8 protein-coding genes are annotated in these 22,184 nt (G+C 46.0%); 2 read left to right on the forward strand and 6 right to left on the reverse strand.

All coding sequences use genetic code 11. The features are described from left to right. Window positions 1–45: 45 nt before the first annotated feature. The 4 genes from NC996_RS14610 to topA all read right to left on the reverse strand — a co-directional run bounded on the left by NC996_RS14610 (window position 46) and on the right by topA (window position 17,071). Window positions 46–6,978, reverse strand: coding sequence for a PfaB family protein (locus NC996_RS14610; protein WP_190687014.1), 6,933 nt, complete (start codon window positions 6,976–6,978; stop codon window positions 46–48). A gap of 113 nt (window positions 6,979–7,091) precedes the next feature. Beyond that, window positions 7,092–9,503: an SDR family NAD(P)-dependent oxidoreductase gene (locus NC996_RS14615; RefSeq protein WP_339380375.1), complete on the reverse strand. Its 2,412-nt coding sequence runs from the start codon at window positions 9,501–9,503 to the stop codon at window positions 7,092–7,094. A gap of 107 nt (window positions 9,504–9,610) precedes the next feature. Then, window positions 9,611–13,840 carry a type I polyketide synthase gene (locus NC996_RS14620; RefSeq protein ID WP_190687018.1) on the reverse strand — a complete coding sequence of 1,410 codons (4,230 nt, stop codon included), beginning with the start codon at window positions 13,838–13,840 and terminating at the stop codon, window positions 9,611–9,613. Between the two features lie 1,020 nt (window positions 13,841–14,860). Continuing rightward, window positions 14,861–17,071: a type I DNA topoisomerase gene (topA, locus tag NC996_RS14625; RefSeq protein ID WP_190687020.1), complete on the reverse strand. Its 2,211-nt coding sequence runs from the start codon at window positions 17,069–17,071 to the stop codon at window positions 14,861–14,863. Between the two features lie 96 nt (window positions 17,072–17,167). Here topA and NC996_RS14630 point away from each other — a divergent pair, with 96 nt between their 5' ends. Next, window positions 17,168–18,208, forward strand: coding sequence for an S-layer homology domain-containing protein (locus NC996_RS14630; protein WP_190687022.1), 1,041 nt, complete (start codon window positions 17,168–17,170; stop codon window positions 18,206–18,208). A 58-nt stretch (window positions 18,209–18,266) separates the two neighbouring features. Here NC996_RS14630 and NC996_RS14635 read toward each other — a convergent pair whose 3' ends face one another. Both NC996_RS14635 and NC996_RS14640 read right to left on the reverse strand, forming a co-directional pair. Then, on the reverse strand, window positions 18,267–18,716 hold the full coding sequence (locus NC996_RS14635) for a hypothetical protein (protein ID WP_190412768.1): 450 nt from the start codon (window positions 18,714–18,716) through the stop codon (window positions 18,267–18,269). Window positions 18,717–18,888: 172 nt separating this feature from the next. Beyond that, on the reverse strand, window positions 18,889–19,962 hold the full coding sequence (locus tag NC996_RS14640; RefSeq protein WP_190687025.1) for a peptidoglycan-binding protein: 1,074 nt from the start codon (window positions 19,960–19,962) through the stop codon (window positions 18,889–18,891). A 567-nt stretch (window positions 19,963–20,529) separates the two neighbouring features. Between NC996_RS14640 and NC996_RS14645 the strand changes: the two genes are divergently transcribed. After that, entirely contained in the window at window positions 20,530–22,161 is a 1,632-nt protein-coding gene (locus tag NC996_RS14645) for a hypothetical protein (RefSeq protein WP_190687027.1), read from the forward strand. The last annotated feature ends 23 nt before the right edge of the window (window positions 22,162–22,184 follow it).

A 22,184-nucleotide genomic window follows, 5' to 3' on the forward strand; every position in this document is an offset into this window, starting at 1 on the left:
TTCACCAACAGTACTAACTGAACCATAGTGTGAGTTTGATAGATTTTAATCAGACTCAACTAAACAAAGAGCGATGTCTTTAACTTCATAGATTCTCAGGTTGGGTTTCCACAAACTGGCATCACCGATTAAGGTGACTTTGTTTGGAGTAATATCCACTTTGGAAATATGAACCTCTAAATACATCTCGGTATGACCATGAGGAATTTGTCCGCGATATTTCCAAACGATTAGATGGTCGATGGCTTGGACAAAACGGGGAGATTTGAATTGTTTACCAAGATCGTTCTGCAAGGCATAGACTTGCATCGCTTGCAAAATCCCCTCAATTCCTAATGAACCAGGCATGACCGGGTCAAGGTAAAAATGACACTTGAAATACCAGTCATTCGGCTTTACCTCTTTTCGGGCATAGATGTAGCCTTGCTGATAGTTCCCTCCTCCTTGAATAATTCGTACTTCATTCAGGAGGTCTAACTGATACTGAGCAAGCCGATAATGGGGTCGAGCCTGATTAAGGCGATAAAACTTGGCTCTACTTTCTGGACTCCTTAAGTCGATTTTTGCTTTCGCGAGTCCGGTGGTATTTTCAGTTTCGTACCAGGGTGGAACATCCTTACCGCGATCCAGTCCTACCTGATTTGCTAAAGATTGGGGGCTAAAATGACCAAATGCGGCAGTTCCTTCATAAAACGGTTCGCCATCGCAAACCATTTGAAAATCAAAACTCTGAATAATCACTCCCTGGATATTGGATGAAGACAGTAACCGGGCTGTATTCGTAATCGTCTTTCCTCGAATATCTATATCCTTGAGAAGGCGACCCTGTCCATCAAGATTGCGGAAGTACAAGTCTTGATTTGGATACAACAAAGTAGTTCCTAAATAAGCAGAGAGAAAACCACAGGGTTGCAGAGCTATCTCCATTAAAATTGAGTACGGTATTGTCGGAGAGGAGTTTTGGCGATAATACCAAGGCTCTGTGGGAACGTCGTATTCAGTAACAATACTGGAATTTTTTGTTAGTTCATGGCGCTTACCATTCACTTCCAAAACGCGATGCACCAAATTGAGATGAGTATTGGGCATCCGCGAAGCTTTGACGCCACCGTTGTCATAAATCTCGAATTCTGGGCCAAAACACTTAGCAACCGAACCCAGACAAAACTCGTTGACTTGATCTTCATTTAATAAGGCTGGTTTTCGGGGTAATCCTGCCTTTTGTTGAGAGTTGTTTATCCCTTGTTCAACAGAAATTGAATGATTGGGGTTCTTTTCAGATAGCTGCAAGCCTAGGTCTTGGAAGTGAACAACAATTTTGCCGTTCAGGATGACTTCAACATTACATTTTGCATAAGGTTTTGGTGTAATGCCAATTTCAGTGATTTCCATCCGATAGATTAATTTGCCCGAAATGGGAGTCACCTGTCCGCGACAACGGACGACCTGTGGCAAACCGGGAATCGGTTGAAATCTAGCATCAACCGTGTAGGTTTGCAATCCTAAATAGAGAAGATAGAATTGCAAGAGTTGACCGCACCCTTCTGCCATCAGGGAACCAGCCATCACCTGATCGTCTTTGAAGTGGCAGGGGAAATACCAATGATCTGGGTCAAGAAATTTTTCGCCGATAATTAGACCTAAACCCCAAGCCCCTCCTGTCGGTTCTACTGATGTGATGCGGTCGATCATGAGCATTGCCTTCGGGGGCAAGCGCAGGGAGGGATTTAAGCCATCTTGCCAATAATGGTCTCCTAAGCAGGCAGCAATATTACCTTCGGTGAGGGATAACATATCTGACTCATCTAGGCTTGATTTTTGACAGATTAGCAGAGGCTCAAACTTTTGCTTTGGAATCTTGCTTCGCGCTTCAAGTTCTTTATCGGAAACAATAATTCCCTTACCATTTTCGAGTTGTTCGTCGGAAAAGAATCCGGCACAGCCTCCGTCCATTTTGAGGATCATTTTATCCCCAACAAAGCACTCGTAACTAAAGAAAAATAGTAGGTTATCTCCGCTTCGCACAAAAGAATTTATGCGGATGTCATAACGCAGGGTTTGTCCTTCTTTGGGTAAATCATCCAGAAACGTTAGGGTGCAATCAAGCAAGCGATAAACTAGGTCGCCTTTATTCTCAAAATCAATTCCTAGGTAGCTGATTAATAATAAATCGCATTGACCAGATTCTACACTGATTGCCCAAGGAGCTTGACCATCAACAGCGTACCAGGCATTCTGTGGAATATCGTATTCGGTTGTAATTGAAGAGGGTTTAAAGCTATTTATTTCCCCATCGAGTTTAGTAACCCTGCTCACTAAGAGATAGGGAGGGACTGGCAGCCGCACTCGCCGGGAATAGGAATCGATAATTTCATAGTCTTTACCGAAGACACGGGAAATTTTCCCTTCAGCAAATTCTAGTAAATCTGCTTCATCCCAAACAATATTAGAAGGCTTTGTGTAACTATTGCGCTGAGGATCTGAAGTTGCAGGGGCTATCTGACCATTGCTCTGAGCTGATATATTTTGATTCAATAATTGTTCGGCTACAGCTATTTGTAGCTGAAATATCTTCATCATTTGGTTTTGATGATTAGTTGTCTGTTGGGGTTCTTTTGCTATTGTCATGGCTTTTGCTTTATTACCTCTTGTTATCTCTTTTCGGAAAATCTCACAATTTTTAGCGGTCAAAATTTTAGAATAAATTCGGCTTCCACCCAAAGTAACTTTTTTAACAATTGATTGACGTTGGATAGATTTTTCTGGCACTTGAGAATAAAGTGGGGACAAATCCACAGAGACACCGTGACTCACAAGTTTTGCTAAAACCCTGACCACCCCAGTATGGTCATCAACGCCTTTGGTATTGATGGATATGGCAATATGCTCTTGTTGCTTAAGCGTTTCGCTAATCCATCGTGAACAGTTGTTTCCTGCGCCTACCTCAATAAAGATTCTGACACCATCTTCGTAGACACGATGAATAATTCTAGGGAAATCAACCGTTATACAGCAGATTTTGGCGGCGTTATGGGCCAGAGAATTAGTATCTAGCTTAATCGGAGCGTAATTTACTCCAGAATAAAACTGAATATCGGGTACATTTTGGATGGGAATTGTGTGTAATTCAACCAATCCCTCATACTCAGTATTTGTTGGTTCGCAGTGCAATACACTGTCAAAATTGATGGGGAAATATTTGCACTTGAGAGTTTCAATCACTCTTAAGCAAGCTTGCGGATCTCCACCAATTACTACTTCTTCTGGAGTATTGATAAATGACAGATAAACACGTTCTTCCTGCTTTAGGACTTCCTTAACTGTCGATACGGGCGCTTTGAGAACATAGGAAATCCAAAATTTTTCCGAGCGATCGCTTTCTGGCAAACCCCAAAACCTACGTCCCGCTAAACAGGGACCGCATAAATCAGTTCTAAATAGAGGAGAGGACACTAAAGCTTCGCTTAATTTCCCATCATCGCGCCAAATGTCAAGGGCAAACAGCATACTGCTAGCTTCACCCAAGCTATACCCAAATGCAACTTGGGGTTGGACTTGGAAATACTGTCTGAGAATCAGGCTATATAGCACTGCCAAACTGATTCCGGTTTGGCACATTGCTACTCCGTCACCCAAAAATTCTGCCTGTTTCTCTGCTTGTGCTTGAGTGGAAAGTTTTTCTAAACTTCTGGGATAATGAAGTTTCTCGTGCATGACCTGACCTGGATAGGGAGTCAGAGCCGAGAAGCTATCGTAAACTTTAGGAAATAGCTGGAAAATGTCCCGTCCCAGCCCCAGACCAGAACTAGCCATACCAGGGTAAACAAAGGCAACTTTACCCTCATTTCCTAAAGGTTTCGGTGTGAAATAACTGCCAAGCGGTGTTTTCCATTCTCCGCCAGTTTCAAAGCTTTTTTTGATACCTGCGATCGCTAAGCGAATTTCCCGCAATATTTCCTGTTTATGAGAACCGACAATCGCTAGCGTATAAGTCGCCTGGGGCGATTGCCTAAAAGCCGTAAAAGTTTGTGTTGCTGCAACGGATAGATTGTCACCTGTTTCAATAAGATTTTGGAGCGAATGCAAGCGTTCGAGCAACGCAGATTGATGATTAGAGGTGAGGGGAAATAGATAGAAGGGCGTTTGTTCCAGATACTTGCTAGGACGCTCTTTTTGGCTCAATTCTTCCGAGAGGATGATGTGAGAATAAGTACCATCTATGCCTAAGCCGTTAATGGCAGCCACTCTTTTCGACGCTTCGGGTTCTAAGAACCAAGTTCTCGATTCGGTGGCGACGTAGAAGGGACTTCCTTGCCACATCTGAGGCAGTTTCGGTCTAGACCACTGGGGAGTCGCAGGAATATACCGATGATACAGGCAGAGGACAGTTTTGATTAAACTCGCCATCCCGGAAGCGGTATAAGTATGACCGATGTTGGCTTTGACGCTTCCCAGGCAACAACTTAAACTCGCTTGGGAAGTCTGATAGGCAGAGAGTAAACCTTTGATTTCGGCTTCATCTTCTGAGGCGACGCCACTGCCAAAAACTTCCAGATACCCGATGTCTGTAGGGTGAATACCCGCTAAATCGAACGCCTGCTGACAAGCTTGTGTGAGTATGCGATCGCTCGTCGATTGATGAGTGGCATTATCCTGAATTAAGCTGATGGCATCAATAACAGCATAAATTCGGTCTTGCTCCTGTTTAGCTGTTTCGTGCCGCTTTAAAATGACGGCACCTGCACCTTCCCCGACCATCCAGCCATTCGCGTTTTCATCAAAGCTTAAGGTAGGAATCCCTTGATTAATTGGTGCTAACTGCTGACGAAATAATACGTTTTCTAATCCACCAGAGAGATCGACAGCGCCGACGACAACAGCATCGACTTCTCCATTAGACAGAAGTAATTGAGCGACTTCTAAAGCTTTAAAAACCGAATTTTCTTCAGCAGAAATGGTGAAAGAGGGGCCAGTGAAATCCCACTGGGCGGAAATGCGACTAGCCATCACATTACCGATGAAGCTGGTGTATCGATTAACTTGCGCCGGAGGATGCAAGCTATCTTTGGCAATGGCTTCCAGTTCGGCAAGTTTTTCGGGAGACAAAGAAATATTCGCTTGTTCCAAGCTTTCTTTGATTTGCCAAGATAAATCGCATCGACCGCGATACTGGTGTAGGGAGAGTTCTGTCCCCATCGCCACAATCACGGCGACATTTCCCCCTTGAGATAGTTTTGCATCTTTGATAGCGTTGTCCGCCACCTTTAGCATCAATAGCTGTTGAGGAATTAGTTGATCTTCGTCGCGGGGCGGGATTTTGAAATTGAGAAAATCGAGTTCAAAATCTTGAATGTAGGCTCCCAGAGGCGCTTCACCGTTTGCCAAGCCATATTCTTTGAGTAATTGGGGTTGCTCTTCGATACCTTGCCAGCGCTGAGGCGGAAGGGGGATAAAATGCTGCGTTCCCTCATAAATCGTGCGCTCGAAGGTATCTAAACTTTTACAGGAGCCAAAGAAGGCATCCATGCCGACGATCGCTAATGAGTGTTGAGTGTTGAGTGTTGAGTGTTGAGTGTTGAGTTGAGGATTGGGAATTGGGGATTGGGAATCCTCACCTTCTCCAGCCGTTGCCTCTGAAGATTCTAAAATCAAATGAGCATTAGTACCACCAAAACCAAAAGCATTGATGGCGGCGCGTTTTGTCGGTTGTTTTTGAGGCCAGGGTGTCGGGGAAGTAACCATCTGCTCAGCAGCGATCGCGCCTTTTTCTGAACGGAGGGGGTCAATTACGTCGATTGTCGCCGGGATGATCTCTTCACCCATGCTCAAAATCACTTTGATGAGACCCGCGATTCCCGCAGCCGTTAATAAGTGACCAAAATTGGATTTGACAGAACCAATCAGAGGCACCGTTTGAGACTGACCGAAGAAGGTCTCCATCGAGTTGAGTTCGGTGATATCTCCGACCGGAGTCCCCGTGGCATGACACTCAATGTAATCGATACTGTTGGGATGAATTCCGGCTTCGGTATATGCCCGTTCAAAGGCTAAGATTTGCCCTTTGGGATTGGGACTGAGGACGAATTTCCCTTTCCCGTCATTCGATAAGCCAACACCGCAGATTGTGGCGTAGATGCGATCGCCATCTCGCAGCGCATCGCTATATCGTTTCAGGACAACCATTCCGGCTCCTTCTCCAGCTACGAGTCCTCCGGATGACTTATCAAAAGGACGCGATATCCCATCTTCTGGATAAGCGTGGAAAATGGAAAATCCCATATTGATGAAGAACGGATCGGCGCAACTCACCGCACCCGCTAACATCAGGTCAGCTTTGCCGGATAACAGATAGTGACAAGCTAATTTAACTGCATACAGCGATGTCGCACAGGCTGCATCCAGAGATAAATTAATTCCAGATAAAGACAGCGCTTGAGCAATGACTGCTGCCGGATACCCAGCTAACATTCCATTTAAAAGAGATCCATCAGAAGGTGGTTTTTTTAGTTGGAAAGATTCTTCTTCTAAAAGTTGCTGAAGGGCTGAATCCAGAGACTTTTGATAGATTGGTGCAAAAAAACGATGGGAAAAGCGGGTAGGAAAAGAAAGATTCCCCAGAATCACGCCGCACTTTTCCAGAACTGATGGATTTCCTAAATAACCGCTATCTTTTAAAGCTTCTTTTGAGACGTATAAAGACCATTGATAAATTTCATCTAAGTTTTTCAGTAACTCAGGAGGCATCTGATACTCGCTGGTATCTAACTGAAAATCTCGAATATACCCTCCCTTTAAACAATAGTATTTATCTAGCTTCCCTTTATCTGTCGAATAAAACTTTTGGGGATCTACTCCCATTTGTTCGACTGTTGCTAAGCTTTTAAAATCTTTTTTAGCAATTAAATTCTGCCAATATTGCTCAGGACTTTCTGCGCCTGGGAATAAGCTAGATAACCCGATGATTGCAATTTTTTCCATTCAATATTCCTAAAAAATTTAATCAAAAACTACTTTATTTTAAATAAGCTCTAACTATTGTGCTGTAGCAGCGATCGCTACTACAGCACGCTGAATGGTTTCTTAACTCGCCATTACTTAACTCCTACTTTTTCTGAGTTAAAGAATAGACGGTTCAGTTGTTTGCTAATCGTCACTTCTGCCCCAAATACTCGCGAGTAAACTTTTCCTTGGATATCGTGGGAAGTAATATTCGCCACTAACTTAGTTTCATTGCTAGAAATGACATCCATCGACACATAAAATGGTTTACCCAAGGGAATCATTTGGAAATGCTCTCCTTTCTGGCAGCGTAAAGGGAGACTAGCCGCCTGATAAAAATGCCTTACCCAAATCAACATGCACTGAAATTGCACATCTTTGGCGACAAAATCGAATGCCTGTGCCGGAAACTGTCCCCGCTGTTCTTCAGCGATTTGGGGTAAAACACATTCCATCGTCAGGGTTTCTGGCGTAATATTTAAAACTTGTTTGACCCCTTTAAAACTAGGGCCATGAAACAAGGTACCATCCTGATAAGGCGATAGAAACGCAAACTCTTGATTTTGAGTGGGGTCAAATTCATAAGTGGGAGCTTCCGGAATTTCCTTCAGGAGTTTCACCTGACCGTTGTAATGATAGCGGCGTTTTCCGGGTTCCGCTTCACTCCATATCGTCGCTGCGAGTTCGAGCTGCTCGTTCTGGGATTTATTGACTTCCTTAACTTCCAAGATGTATTCGCTTGCCAATGTTTCATCGAAAACAATGCCTTTTAAGACTTTGAAGTTTTCGCAGCTAAAAAACTTGTAGCCAGGATATAGCTGTTCGCTAACATTGGCAAGCCATACTGAACCACAAACGGTTGGTAATACTGCTTGACCACCAATCGCATGATCTTGCAAAAAGGAGTTTGCTTTCAGGTTTAATTTTCGATGAATTTGGTAAGTCCGGAGTTCTGAATCTAACTCTCCAGACACGACTACCAAAGGACTCCCCACCAATACTTGTACCGTTTCCCATTCCCCAAAATCTAGTTCGTCAACTAGCATCTGAGTTCCCACTTCAACGGGAATTACCTCAACCTTGCGTTCGGCAAAAATTTGTTTTAACTCAGGCGTAACCATCCCGCCATCCCAAGGCCCCCAATTAAAGGAAGCTACGTGACATTCGGGATGGAGGCGCTTAAAGTGATGGGCAAATTTATTGAGAATCTCATTGGCGATCGCATAATCCGATTGACCAATATTCCCGTAAAACCCAGCCGCTGAAGCGAACAACACCAAATGCTTGATTTGATTCGGATTGACACAACTCAGCAGATTTTCCAACCCTTTGACTTTGGCAGTATAAACGGCTTCAAAATCCTGTTCGGATTTATTCTCAATCAATTTATCTGCCAAATTGCCAGCGCCATGAAGAATTCCGGAGATCGCTCCAAAACGCTGGACGGTATCTGCTAGTTTTTCCTTTAAAGCGATCGCATCGGTAATGTCGGCGCTGAGATATTCTGCTTTCCCACCCGCTTGCTTAATCGCTTCCAGCGTTTGGGCGATTTCTCGTTGGGCTAAAATCCCCTTCAGTGTCTTTTGGACTTTGATTGGGGTGGGTTTCTCTCCTCGTGCAGTAATATCTGCCATAATCCGCTTTTTCAAATCAAATTCATCAACACAGCCTTTTGCCCATGCTGGCTCCGGATTGATGCTTGAGCGACCGAGGAGGATAAATTTGCATCGGTAGCGTTGCGCTAGCTTGATGACACACTGGGAAGTAATCCCGCGTCCACCGCCGCTGACGAGAAACACCGAGGATGGAGTAATTTGATGTGTTGTGCCGCGAGCGTTCTTCTTAACCCTACACATCTCGGCTACCAGGGTGGTTCTCCCCTGGGAACTGTACCCGACTTCGGTAATCAACCGATTGGGGTCGTGAAGTTCCGCGACAATCGATTGGGCGACAAATTCTTCATCGAAAGCGGGACTCAAATCGATGGCGCGACAAAACACCCGTTCCCATTCCAGGTTGAGGGTTTTCGTCAAGCCGAACAGCCCCCCACCGATGGCGCTAAACTCTGTTTTGCGACTTAAACCGAATTGCCCATCCAGGCGGCTCACGGTGAGGAAACAACTGCGTCCTTGACGTGCTGCTTCATTCAGTGATTTTTTGAGGTGCTTAGCAATCAGAAAAATATGCTTGAGGATGGCTCTTTCCGATTCCTGCCCAAGACTTGCTTGAATTGAGGGATGCAGATGAACGAACGTGCCAATCGAGCCGTAGTTTTGCGCGATCGCCATCAGCTGTTGTTTCAAATGCTCCTCGCTCAAATCTGCCAGCACCACACGGTTAATTCCTCCCGGTAACGGTAGCCCTTGGGCAATAACAGATTCGGGGAAACTTAATACAACCACTTTCCACCCTCGGTCTGAAAGAGACTTGACCAATCTGATACTGGCAGGGCTACCGTCATCGGTCAGCAAACAAATGTGATGGTCGGGCAAGGTGAAATCCAAATAATCTACCTCACTTAGAGGTTGGAGCCTCGCCCGACCGCGTTGAATCTTGTGCTCAACTTCAGTTGAAGCTTCATCTGAAGCTTCAACTTGCTGCGATTCTGGGGTTAAGTTTTTTTTTCAGCCACCCGCGATTCCTGGCTCATATATTCAACAATTTGAGCAAGGGTGCGGAGTTCGGCTAGCTGTTCTGGATTCACCGGCGGCAAATCAGGGAATAACTCCTGCATTGCCCCCAAGATTTCCACCCGCTTGATCGAGTCAATCCCCAAATCTGCTTCCATGTCCATCGAAAGCTCTAGCATTTCCGTGGGGTAGCCAGTCTTCTCACTGACTACTTCTAACAGGGATTGGATCAGAGCATTCGCCTTCTCCTGGGAGACAAATCCGTTTTCTGCCTTCGCTGAAACTGCTGCCGCTGGAGCAGAAACCTCAACCTCTGTTGATGGCGCTTTGTTGCCCATATATTCAACAATTTGAGCGAGGGTGCGGAGTTCGGCTAGCTGTTCTGGATTCACCGGCGGCAAATCAGGGAATAACTCCTGCATTGCTCCTAAGATTTCCACCCGCTTGATCGAGTCAATCCCCAAATCCGCTTCCATATCCATTGAAAGCTCTAGCATTTCCGTGGGGTAGCCAGTCTTCTCGCTGACTACTTCTAACAGGGATTCGATTAGGGGGGTCAAATCCACCGCCGGCGCTGTTACAGAGGGGCTAGAGGTCTTTTCGATGATCGATGGCGCAACTTCTGCCTGCTCTGCTTGAGCGATTTGATTTTGCAGGCCGTTTGTCTCTACTTGGCGAGCCTGGGCTGGCTGCGAACCATTGCTGGAAACGGGAGATACTGGCACTGTAGGGACGATTTCTGGGGCAGCTAGCCCAGAATGTATCAGCTTCTCGGGTGTCGGTACGACAGTCGTGGCAGTAGGGGAAACAACCGAATACTGTGGTTTGTCAGAGGTTCCTTGTCCGTTTTGTCCTTGCTCAAAGTTCCGAACCGGCGCGATTGACGCCTGACCATTCACAACTGACCCATTCGCACCATTACCCGCCCCCAAAAGAGAATAATGTTGCTGCATGAGCTGGAAAAATCTTTGGGAATATTCCAACTGATTTTTCAGGTATTGTTCGTGAACTTGCTGGCTGGCAGCTTGATGTTCGTGAAAGCGCATCATGTTGCGCTCTAAACTTTCTAGAAGACCCTGATTATTTACAGAAGATTGTTGCATGGGTTGCGCCTCTGATTTGGTTGCGGGTGGAACTGGTATCGGCTCTGGCATTTTGACTTGGGGAATTACGGGTACGGGAATTACGGGTTGAGGGGTAGGGATTGGGGCGATGTGTGGTGTTGGTTTCGGGGCTAAAGATTTCTTCGGCTCCTGTGTCAATTTCCCATTCCTGTTTTCCCTTTCTGGATTTCCCTTGATTTGGTGTCCGTTTTGCAAAGCGTGTTCAAAAGCAGCTTTGGTTTTCTCACTGACATAGTTAGCGCCGTTTAAAGGCACATTCAATCTCTTCTTTTGCTGAGAATTGGATGTTTTTGATTTAACTAGGTAAGGATCGAGGTTATCTAAAGACAAGCCAGCCACGCGCAACTGAACAAAGGCTTCGCACAACTGGCGCTGGCTATCTCCTTTGCTACTGGCATTCAAGGCGATCGCTAAATGGGGTCGATCTTCGAGGATATTCTTCACCAGATTGGTCAGGATATTCCTGGGACCAATTTCGACAAAGAAATATCCCCCGGCTGCGTAAATATTTTCAACTTCCTGCTTAAAATGCACAGGATTGACAATATGTGCAGCTAAGGTTTGTCCGATGGTATGGGAATTGTCTGGATAAAGATTTCCGGTTGTATTGGAGTATACCGGGATTTTCGGCTGATTGAAAGTAACGCGATCCAGCACCTCTGCAAACCGTTTTTGAGCGTGAGCGACAAACGGTGAATGGAAAGCTGCGGAAACGGGTAGTAAAACAACCGAATACCCAAGCTGCTCCAATTTTTGCTGGACTTTGGCGATTTCTCCCTTCGCCCCCGCTAATACCACCTGATTGTTAGAGTTCCAGTTGGCAATGGTGATTTTGGGGAAATTCTCGACAACTTCTTTGACTTTATAAATATCCCCTTTCACCGCCAGCATCATGCCGGTATCAACTTTTGGATCGTCGGGGAATGCCATCGCTTGACCTCTGGCTTTGACGAGGAAAAAGTAATCTTCGTCATTCAGAACGCCCGCCGCCCATAGTGCTGTCAGTTCCCCGAAGCTGTGCCCTGCCACATAATCAGGCTTGAACCCTGCCTCTTCTATAATCTTGTAGAGACCAAAACTCAAGGCACCAATTGCGGGTTGGGCATTTTCGGTCTGTTGTAATGCCGCAATTTGGGCATCCTTTTGGGCGTTGTCAAAAACAGGACACGGGAAAACGACTTGGGAAATCGGTGGCAACCCATTCTTGCCCAGGTATTTGTCCATATCGCTGTAAGCTTGGCGAAGCTGAGGGAAGTTAAGGACAAGTTCCTTACCCATCTCCAAATACTGCGAACCTTGCCCCGAAAACAGCGCCACTACCTTCCCTTGGGGGTTCAGGCTAGTTTTGCGGTAATAGATTCCTTTGGGATGCTCCCACGATTGGGCTTGCTGTTTGTTTTTCAGTAAGTCAATCGTAATCTGCAATAATTCACGCGCTTCTGCGGCAGAGGTGGCGACAAATCCCACTCTGGCTGAGACAACGGGAATTTTTAAACTCGCAGCGCTGACAAGTTCTGTGTAATGTTGTGTGCCGCGATCGCTTGCTAATTGCGACTCTAGGGTTTCACACTTCGCCAATAATTCTCCTACTGTTGGAGCATCCAGCAGAATGGTCGCTGGCGTACTGTGTAAACGATAAGCCTGTTGATGTTCCCTTTGATATTCTTCGAGGACGACATGATAATTCGTGCCTCCAAAGCCAAACGCACTGACCCCTGCTCTTCTTGGCGTTTCATCATCAATGCCAAGCCAGGGTCTGGTTTCGGTATTCAAATAGAAGGGTGAGTCTTCTATTTTAAGTTTAGGGTTGGGTTGGGTAACATTAATCGTCGGGGGTAATATCTTATGGTGCAAAGCCAAAGCCGTTTTGATCAGGCTGGCTGCACCTGCTGTTGCTTTGGTATGTCCAATCTGAGACTTAACGCTCCCCAAGGCAATATGTTGTTTTTGGGAGTTGTTTTGGCTAAAAACTTCATTTAAGCCTGCAAACTCTGTCGGATCGCCAGCGACGGTTCCTGTACCATGAGCTTCAATCAGACCGACTGTTGAGGGTGCAAATCCAGCATCTTCATAAGCTCGACGCAACGCTACGGCTTGCCCTTCCGAACGAGGAGCATAAATGCTCTTAGATTTGCCATCGCTGGAGGTGCCCATTCCCTTGATGACGGCATAAATGCGATCGCCATCTCGTTCGGCATCTTCAAGCCGCTTGAGAACCATCATTCCCATGCCTTCACCCAACAGCATCCCGTCGGAATTTATATCGAAGGGACGAGAATTCCCTTCTTTAGAAAAGGCAGGCGTTTTACTAAAGCACATATACATGAAGATCGAATTGTCGGCATCCACACCGCCCGCGATCATCATGTCGCTACGATACTCGGTCAATTCACTCAAAGCCATCCGCAGGGCGCTTAATGACCCGGCACAGGCTGCATCTACAACACAGTTAATCCCTCCTAAATCTAGGCGGTTGGCAATTCGTCCGGCAATCACGTTCCCCAACATGCCCGGAAAAGAATTTTCCTCCCAGCCGATATAGGCAAGTTTTATCTTCTCAATAATCTTTTGGGTATCTTCGTCAGATACACCACTGTTTTTAAGAACCTTCTCCCAAACGGGATATTGCAAACGGGCAGTTAGCGGCGTAATTAGTTTCTGCCCGCCCCCTACGCCCAGAATGACGCCTGTGCCTTTCCGATTAAAATCTCTGGATTCACCGTAACCAGCGTCTTCCATTGCCTGTTTGGCAACTACCAACGAGAGCATTTGGGCGACATCTGTCACCTCTAGAATATTGGGAGGCAACCCAAATTCCATCGGATCAAAATCAATATCCGGGATGAATCCGCCTCGTTTGCAATAAGTCTTATCCGGTGCCTTGGGATCTGGATCGTAGTAGTCCTCAATCCGCCAGCGTGAGGGAGGAACATCAGAGATACAATCGGTTTTTGTAATGATATTTTCCCAATACTCTTCTAGAGTCCTGGCTTGCGGAAAAATGCAACCCATTCCGATAATCGCCACTGGTGTTTGTTGCAGTTGCCGCTTAATTTTGTTGTTTATCAATGATTTATCAGACTTCATTCCTCAACCTGACGCTAGTGACGTTCCTGGTTCAAAGGGTTATGATACCAAGTTATTCCGCTTTAGTGTAGTTGTATATCCACTCAATTTAAACCTGTGGAAGTTTGCTGTTTATTTTCACACGAGTGGGTACACCCAGCTTCATATTCTCAGCTTGGGCGAAAGCTTTGTAGGCTGCACGGAGATAGGCAAAATCAGGAATTTAAATAATAGCAATTTCAGTCCCTTGAAGCAAGTTAACTATTTTAACAAATTTTCTTGTAGTTGAAATTTTATGTTATAATGACTTGATTTTTTTGAGTTCTCTGCCAAGCCTTGGGTACAGGGTATAAAGCTAAGGGATCGTGGTTAAAAAAAATTTTAGGGGTTAAAACCCAGGCACAGTAAAACTTAGAGTATTTAAAATTGGTAATTTAGAATCGCAAGTACGCTGGAACTACAGGTTTCAATTTTTTACAATTTAAATTTGATTCAATTTGAAAAGGTAGAAGAGTGTATTTATTTTAGTTTTGATTTTATAATCTATAAAAGACTAGGTGAGTTCCTTTTGTTTTAACTTTATTATTAAAACAATGGTAAAAACAACAAAAATACTTTTCAAATTTATTAAGCGTTGCAGCAAAAATAAGGTTTGCTATCAATTTAAATTTAGCTCTATTTATTATCTTGTATAATAAAAATTTTTAAATAAATGTGGTGCCCTTAACCACTGAATCTTACCCAAAGTATGCTTATACACAGCCATTTTATTTCCAGCTATGTATAAGGGCAACTACCAAAGTGTTGAAATGCCGCTGATCTTTGTGAATAGTTGTGCTGTAGTTTGAAATAGATCGCCAAGAGAATGCAATTCAAGTTGAGGAATTGGGGGACTGACTTGGCGTTTATTTTTTAGTTAAAACTTGATAATGATTGCGTACACGCCAGACCCTTAAACCATCAAGCAAACAACGTCCTTCAATTAGGCGCTTTGTAAATCAAGAAACCAAGCCACAGGTGTACCTACGCATTCTTACTGAATTACTCCGCTTCAAGCTCGCCAAATTTTGGCGACCACCAGTTACCTTTTTTACTCTCAAAGAAGGCTACCTCTTTGCATTTATTTTGTTTGGTTTTCGGGTTAGAACAACGCAACATCGCCTTATCTTGACCATTTTTGCTGTACTTGTAGCGCTCTAGGGGAGTGCCACAAATCGGACAAGAATGCTGAGAAGGCTTGTCAGAACGCGGCGGATTTTTACGCTTAGCGTCAGGCAATTCATACTCTAGCGTGGATACGTTAAAAAACATTACAGCACCGCAGCCATTATTGCGCTCATCACAGCTCAAAAAATGGTCTGTTTGAAGTTTTTTAGACTTCGAGTAAACCCTCGTCATTGGATGTTTGCATTTCGGACACCGAATATTAGTAAGTTCAGACCGAGTCTCCGTGCTAGTATCGGTGCGAGTATCCGGGGGTTCACAAACAGGTGGAGTGACCTTAACTCGGCTTGGATTCGTTACAGTCGGCATAGAAACGGGAATTTTTGCCCCGGCTTTCTTGAGTGCTGGGGCAAAATAGTCGCGGTTCCAGCTAGTCAAATACTTTTGCCAGTCCAGCTTACCGTGAGCGATCGCATCCAATTCCCGCTCCATCTTTGCCGTGAAATCTGCACGAATCAGCTCAGGCAACACCCGACCCAAAAACTCATCAACTTCCATCCCTAGCTGGGTCGGAACGAGCAACGCCTTCTTCAGAACCACATACTCCCGCTCTTTCAAAGTCTTTACCGTCGGAGCATAGGTGCTAGGACGCCCAATCCCCTGTTTCTCCATCACCTGAATCAACTTAGACTCAGAATAGCGGGGTGGTGGCATTGTCTGCTTCTGATCGGCACCCGCTTGGGTACAGGTAAGCGATTGCCCCTCTTTCAGCGTCGGCAACACTTGGTCTGAGCCAATGTCCCGCCAGTAGCGCAGATAGCCCTCAAACTGTAGCACCTGACCCAAAGCTTGCCAAGTTACGCTACCAGATTTTGTGATAATTCTCGTCTTCAAGAGTCGCGCTGATTGACACAGAGAAGCGATCGCGCGTCGCCATATCAAGTCATACAATCCAGCTTCTTCGGGTGTTAACTCTGCTTTAATGACGGATAGTAGCCGGGTAATCTCTGTCGGTCGAATTGCCTCGTGCGCCTCCTGGGACAGCGCTGCACTTTTGCGAACAGTCGTCTTTTGGGGGACATTCTCTGGGTCATTTTGCTCCAGATACTTCCGCACCGAAGCGCAAAACTCCTCAGATAAAGTTGGGCTATCTGTACGCATATAGGTGATGTATCCTTGTTCGTACAGCTTTTGCGCCACTTGCATTGTTTTCTCTGGATTCAGCTTTAGACGCGCTCCTGCTGCCTGCTGAAGGGAACTGGTGGTAAATGCGGCGGGTGGTTTTTTGAAACTCACTTTACCTTGGGTGCTGACTACCTGATGAGGATGACTCTTCGCCGTCGCTACCAGTTGATCCGCCAGAGTTTGTGTGGTCACTCTGGTTCCTTCAGCAGCTTTTTTGCTGTCAGGAGACTCAGAATCATCGGTTTCCTCTACTTCAGGCTCATCGGAACCATTGACTTGTCCGGCATAAAAGGCTCGAAACCCCTCGGCGTAGTCAACGTAAACAGACCAGTAATCTTCAGGGACAAAGGCTGTAATTGCTCTCTCGCGATCGCATAATAGGTGCAAGGTCGCGCTTTGAACCCGACCGACGGACTTGGCTCCGTTTTTGAGCGACCAAACGAGAGGGGAGCCTCTGAAGCCAACCAGCTTGTCGAGACACGTCCTCAAAAGAGCTGCATCTACGAGGTTCTGGTCGAGCGGACGGGGTTTGCTCACTGCTTTTTTAATCGCAGTTTCTGTAATCTCGCTCGTCACCACTCGCCGAGGATTTTTTACCTTGAGTTCTCGTGCCAGATGCCAAGAAATGACCTCACCTTCTCGGTCTGGGTCTGTTGCAAATATGACTTCGGTTGCTGATTTGACCGCTTGTTTCAGTTCGGTGAGAACCTTTTTGCCTCGGTCGCCACGGGGGACAAATCGACAAGTAACGCGATCGCCTGATAGGTCAAATCCCAGTGCATCTTCCCCGTCTTTCGCCAGCTCAACGACATGACCCATGCTTGCCATCACTCGGTAGCCAGAACCAAGGCTTTTCTGCCATTTCTGCCGTTTTCCAGGGCTTTCTATCAAAACAAGTTTCATGTTCTGTCCTCCAAAAATTTTTAATTCTTGCTTTAAGAAGGATGACTTAGCTAGGCATTTTAGGGTATAAGCTACTTGCTGCATGAACTCAGGTAAATGACATCACCTCCCCCCGATCCACGTTCCTCTCGGCTTGGCTTTGATGAGTTGATTGGCATTGTTGTTGCCTTCGGCGTGATTGGCACGATTTTCTTCTGGTCAATTGGTAGAAGGGAGCCAGGGTTGAATTTGACCGGATTGCCGACTCCTGACGCCACGGCGAGTCCAAAGCCAGCAGCGCCGCTACCAATAGTGATACCCGGAGAATCGCCCACCCAGCCAACGGTTCCGGCACCTTCTGCTTCACCAAACGACTCAAACTCAACGGTACTCATACCGGACGATCCAAACACGGTATCGGGAAGCGTCCCGATTCCCGTACCCGTACCCGCGCCTTCCGCCCCAGCGCCGTCAGTCGCCCCCGCTACAGTACCCGCGCCTGCACCTTCCGCCCCAGCGGCGGTTGTTCCCGTACCAGCCCCCACAGCTTCTGCCCCAGCTAAACCGATCGACTTTTCCGATGTTCCTGATAATTACTGGGCGCGTCCTTACATTCAAGCGCTGGTTGAGCGCAACATCCTCGCGGGTTTCACCGATGGCACTTTTCGCCCCGATCAACCGATCACGAGAGCGGAATTTACGGCTCCGTTGCGAAAAGCTTTTAGTCAAAAACCGGCTCAGAATGCTTCAAACTTTCAAGATGTCCCCGCTGGGTACTGGGCTGAAGCTGGAATCAAGCAGGCTGTGGCAACGGGTTTTTTGAAAGGATATCCGGGAAATCGGTTTCTCCCAAACCAAGAAATTCCGAGAGCGCAAGTTTTGGTTGCGCTTGCTAGCGGCTTAGGGCTGAAACCACCGTCCAATCCGGCTCAAGCTTTGCAGACTTATCAAGACGCCAAGGAGATTCCTAAGTACGCGACCCAAGGTGTCGCAGCGTCTACAGCAGCCGGTCTTGTGATTAACTATCCGAATCAAAACTTGCTCAAACCGAATCAAGCGGCGACTCGTGCTGAGGTAGCTGCTGCAATTTATCAAGCTCTCGTACAAGCCGGACAAGCACAACCCATTTCCTCTCCAGCCGCTGTGCAGCCACAATGAGGGAACCATCGTAGGGGCATGGCATTGTTCGTTTGAGCGAAGCGTTTGGCGACACGCATCAAATTCGGTTTTGGAAGTTGCGATCGCCTTTATACCCGGATAGCTCGGCGAGTTCTTCTAAAGAAAGCAGACCTGAGTAACGCCGCCCCTTAATTTCCCAAGTGGGAAAGCCTTTGATTTTTGCCTTCGTGCAGAGGTCTGGACGCGGATTTTTACCACCCGCATCGCACTCGATGTAGTTTATATAGCCAAGCGCCTCTTTTGGAAACAGTTCTTTCTGTTTTGTGCAGAAAGGGCACCAATATGCGCCGTAAAATTTGGCTTTGGTGCGCTTCAAGTGGCGTGCTAAACCCACTTCTGCTGTAGTAGCGGCGCGATTCGAGGATTTGGTTGGCTGGAGTGCTGATTCTGTATATGGATCGGATGAACAGCCAGCAATTAATGCCAGTAGAGCGATCGCAGTAGTGCGGATGATAACCGCGCTAAGGTCAAATCTTTGAACTTGCATAGCTCTCAGTTGGGTAGATGTTCGGCAATCAGCAAAGTTTACCTTTTGTTTTCATACCATTTTGCTTTACTGTTGCCCAATCTAAATTTCTGAACTATCGATAAATAGAGACGCAATAAATCGCGTCTCTACAATCTAAACTCAAAATCTTAACTCAAAAAACTCCTCAGCCTTAGCGACCATCAACTGACCAGTGGGGCGGGTCATTTGCTAGCTTAAATACGCCATAAGATGCACCCACACTATAGAGAGCCGTATTGTTGGCACCATTCGTGGGAGCGCCAATATTCACCAGGGTGCCATCTCTCTTTTTTATTTTTAGAATTCCTTCCCAGGTAATGTTCCAATCGATGGCTAGCCTTTCAGTATGGCGAGATTTTAGAGCCACCGGATTCCCGCCAATGCCGAATTCATCTACCATCAGTTGTGCGGCTTGTACAGCTACAGCGTTCGTATAATGTACCCATTCAATGTCAATTCCTGCCATTTTGGGCACATTTTCTGCTCTGATTTCTCCTCGACTAATCCGAGCCGAATAGTGCATCATATAAGCTCTGTGTGGAGGTCGATAGGTAGCGGCAATAATAGTTTGGGCACCCGCATCAATTAAAGCTTTTTGAAAAGCTGCTACCTTTTCTCGGAAAGGCGAAGCTAAATCAGAAATCGAGCGGCTAGTCGGAAAGTTGTCATACCAATGCGGACCACTCAAGCGAAATCGAATTCTTTTGGCATAGGCGTTGAGGATATCCATTGCTGGGATAAAATCTGCGCCTAATTTCTGCTTAGTCGTTGCAGAAAGTAGATTTTCCAATTCATCACGCAAGCGCACATCTCTTTGGAGATAAGCTTGGGCTAACCCTTGGCTACTTCTAGCTCCAAAGTCTCCATCTACGGTTAAATCCGGAACCAATATTGTATTCAAAGACTTTTGTAAATCTTTAACCTCTGCCTCGCCAAAGCGCAGATAAGCAAGCAACATTGCTGCCGTAAGATTGGGAACTTTATAAAGAAAACCGTCGCTCAAAGCTTTGGTGTAGGTGGTATTATCCACAACTCCATTAACCGGCAAGTTATTCCTTTGCTGATAACTACGGGTAGCTGTATCGCTAATCTTACCAAAGTCTCCATCAACGGTTCCTATCGGATAACCAGCCTCTTTTAAAAAGCTTTGCCAAGCACTGACTGCTGCTCCATTAGAGCCGATTTTGAGTGTGGGTAATTTCAGCGCACTGATATTAAAAGCCATAGATTCCACCTGAATTCAATATTGCTAACTTTTCTGTTAACTAGCCAACAGAAAGCCATCGAGTAAGTCTAGCTTTTGTGCTATTTTAGCACTGCAAAAGAACGCAGCCAATGAGAGTTACACTGCTTGTGCGATACACTTGCATTTTATAGCTTAATGCTTAATAAGTTTCGATATATAACTTTAGTTATTATTTCCATTTTCTGTCTATCTTCCTATTTAATTCTAATAATTACATTATTGGAAAATATATTATGCCTAAAATCAATCCTCTAACTTATGATAATTAATAGTTAATTAATTATCTGGCTTTTTTATAAAATTAAATTTTCTTGAACTTGAGGTAGCTTTTATAGTAAAACCTCTACCTAATCTTCTGTCCACTTTTCAAATAAAAGATTTAAATATTGTTACAAATTGCTACAATATTTAATTGAATCTTATCGTCTTAGAGATTCTACCGGCTAATTTGAAACCGCTGCTGATTTAACACAAATTCCGGATTTTATCTCATCGGTTGTGGAGCATCTGGTAACGAATGTTCGCTTTTTTTAATAAGGAGACTTTATGGCAGACTCTGGAAATCGAATGCGCGATCGCACGCCAGACGATGTAATTATTCAGGCACAGGCGCGAAAACCCATTACAGATCCCAGCCTGGGTATTGCCGTTGAAGTGAGTAGACAAGGAACTCCTAAGCATCGGCTGGTCACGATTGGGGACTCTCTCTCTCACGGCTTTCAAAGTGGGGCAATCTTCAATACTAGCCTCTCCTATCCGATGATGATTGCCAAGGAAATGGGCTGGTCTAACCAGATGCGTTATCCCACCTACGACGGGCCAGGAGACGGGTTTCCGCTGAACCTAGAACATCTGGCTCGACAACTCGATCGGGAGTTTGGTGATATCAACTGGTTGGATTTCGCTCCAGCGCTGTTGTTTATACGCCACTACATGGACGATATAGAGGATTATTGGGAACGTGACGCAGGCTCCCGCTTCCCCATTCAACGCGGGATTAATCACAACCTGGCAGTCTATGGCTGGGATTTGCGGAATACCCTGTCGCGCACTGCGGACATTTGCCTAGACATCATTCGGAAAAATCCCCCCAAAGACGATTATCTCCGGCAGGTTGTCGAGTATCATAACGAACGCGCTGCCATCCGAGTTTTGAATTCGGCGCGGGATGCACAAGGCAACGCGCTGACGCCACTGCAAGCGGCGGCAGCACTGGGCGCTGAGGGGACGCAAGAAAGCGATGGTAACGGCATTGAAACGCTGCTTGTTATCATCGGTGGCAACAATGCGCTGGGTAGTATTCTGACATTTAAGGCAGCTTGGACTGCTGAAGGTTATGACGATATGGCGGTCAACGATCGCTATACTGTCTGGCGTCCGATTCACTTTAAGGCTGAACTGGACAAGCTGGTTGAGGAAGTGAAGCAAATCGGCGCTCGCCATGTAATCTTGGCAACGGTTCCTCACGTCACGATCGTTCCTTTTGCCCGTGGTATCAACAAAAATAAAGAGGGGAATAAAGCTAATCCGGGATCTCGATACTTCCCTTACTACTCCTTGCCTTGGCTTACCGAAGAAGAATTCGATCCGGATAAGCACCCGTACCTGACAGAGGAGGAGGCACGAGCAATCGATAGTGCCATCGACCAGTACAACGACTATATAACCGATGCGGTGCGTCAGGCTCGACAGGAAGGCAGAGATTGGTATCTGTTTGAAATGGCTGGCTTGTTGGATCGCTTGGCATCCAGGCGCTATATCCAAGACCCGGAAGCCAGACCGACTTGGTGGGATGAAGTGGGTGGTCAGTACGAGTTGCCACCTGAGCTTCAGGCACTTTCACCTGTACCAGATTCCCGCTTTTTTAAATCTGATGCAACGGGTCGCACTCAAGGCGGCTTATTCTCTTTGGATGGTATTCATCCCACTACCATTGGCTATGGCATCATGGCGCAGGAGTTGATTGAGATTATGCACAAGAAGGCGGGGGTTAAGTTTTATGAAAGCGATGGGAAAACCGAGCGGACTGGTGACATCAAAGTTGATTTTAATCGCTTGATTGCCTTAGATACGCTGATTTCTAACCCACCGCGATCGCTCTCTAATGCTCAGAGTTTAATCGGTTTGATTGATAAGAACTTTAATATCTTCAGCGGGATGCTCAGGGCAAGTTACTAAAAGCAATCTGAGGTCGGGGTGGG

This window comes from Trichocoleus sp. ST-U2 (assembly GCF_039961875.1).
Classification (GTDB): Bacteria; Cyanobacteriota; Cyanobacteriia; order Cyanobacteriales; family FACHB-T130; genus FACHB-T130.

Coding starts and splice junctions, on each gene's coding strand:
- NC996_RS14610 (WP_190687014.1), bottom strand. CDS start 6,978: ATGGAAAAAATTGCAATCATCGGGTTATCTAGCTTATTCCCAGGCGCA.
- NC996_RS14620 (WP_190687018.1), bottom strand. CDS start 13,840: ATGAAGTCTGATAAATCATTGATAAACAACAAAATTAAGCGGCAACTG.
- topA (WP_190687020.1), bottom strand. CDS start 17,071: ATGAAACTTGTTTTGATAGAAAGCCCTGGAAAACGGCAGAAATGGCAG.
- NC996_RS14630 (WP_190687022.1), top strand. CDS start 17,168: ATGACATCACCTCCCCCCGATCCACGTTCCTCTCGGCTTGGCTTTGAT.
- NC996_RS14635 (WP_190412768.1), bottom strand. CDS start 18,716: ATGCAAGTTCAAAGATTTGACCTTAGCGCGGTTATCATCCGCACTACT.
- NC996_RS14640 (WP_190687025.1), bottom strand. CDS start 19,962: ATGGCTTTTAATATCAGTGCGCTGAAATTACCCACACTCAAAATCGGC.
- NC996_RS14645 (WP_190687027.1), top strand. CDS start 20,530: ATGGCAGACTCTGGAAATCGAATGCGCGATCGCACGCCAGACGATGTA.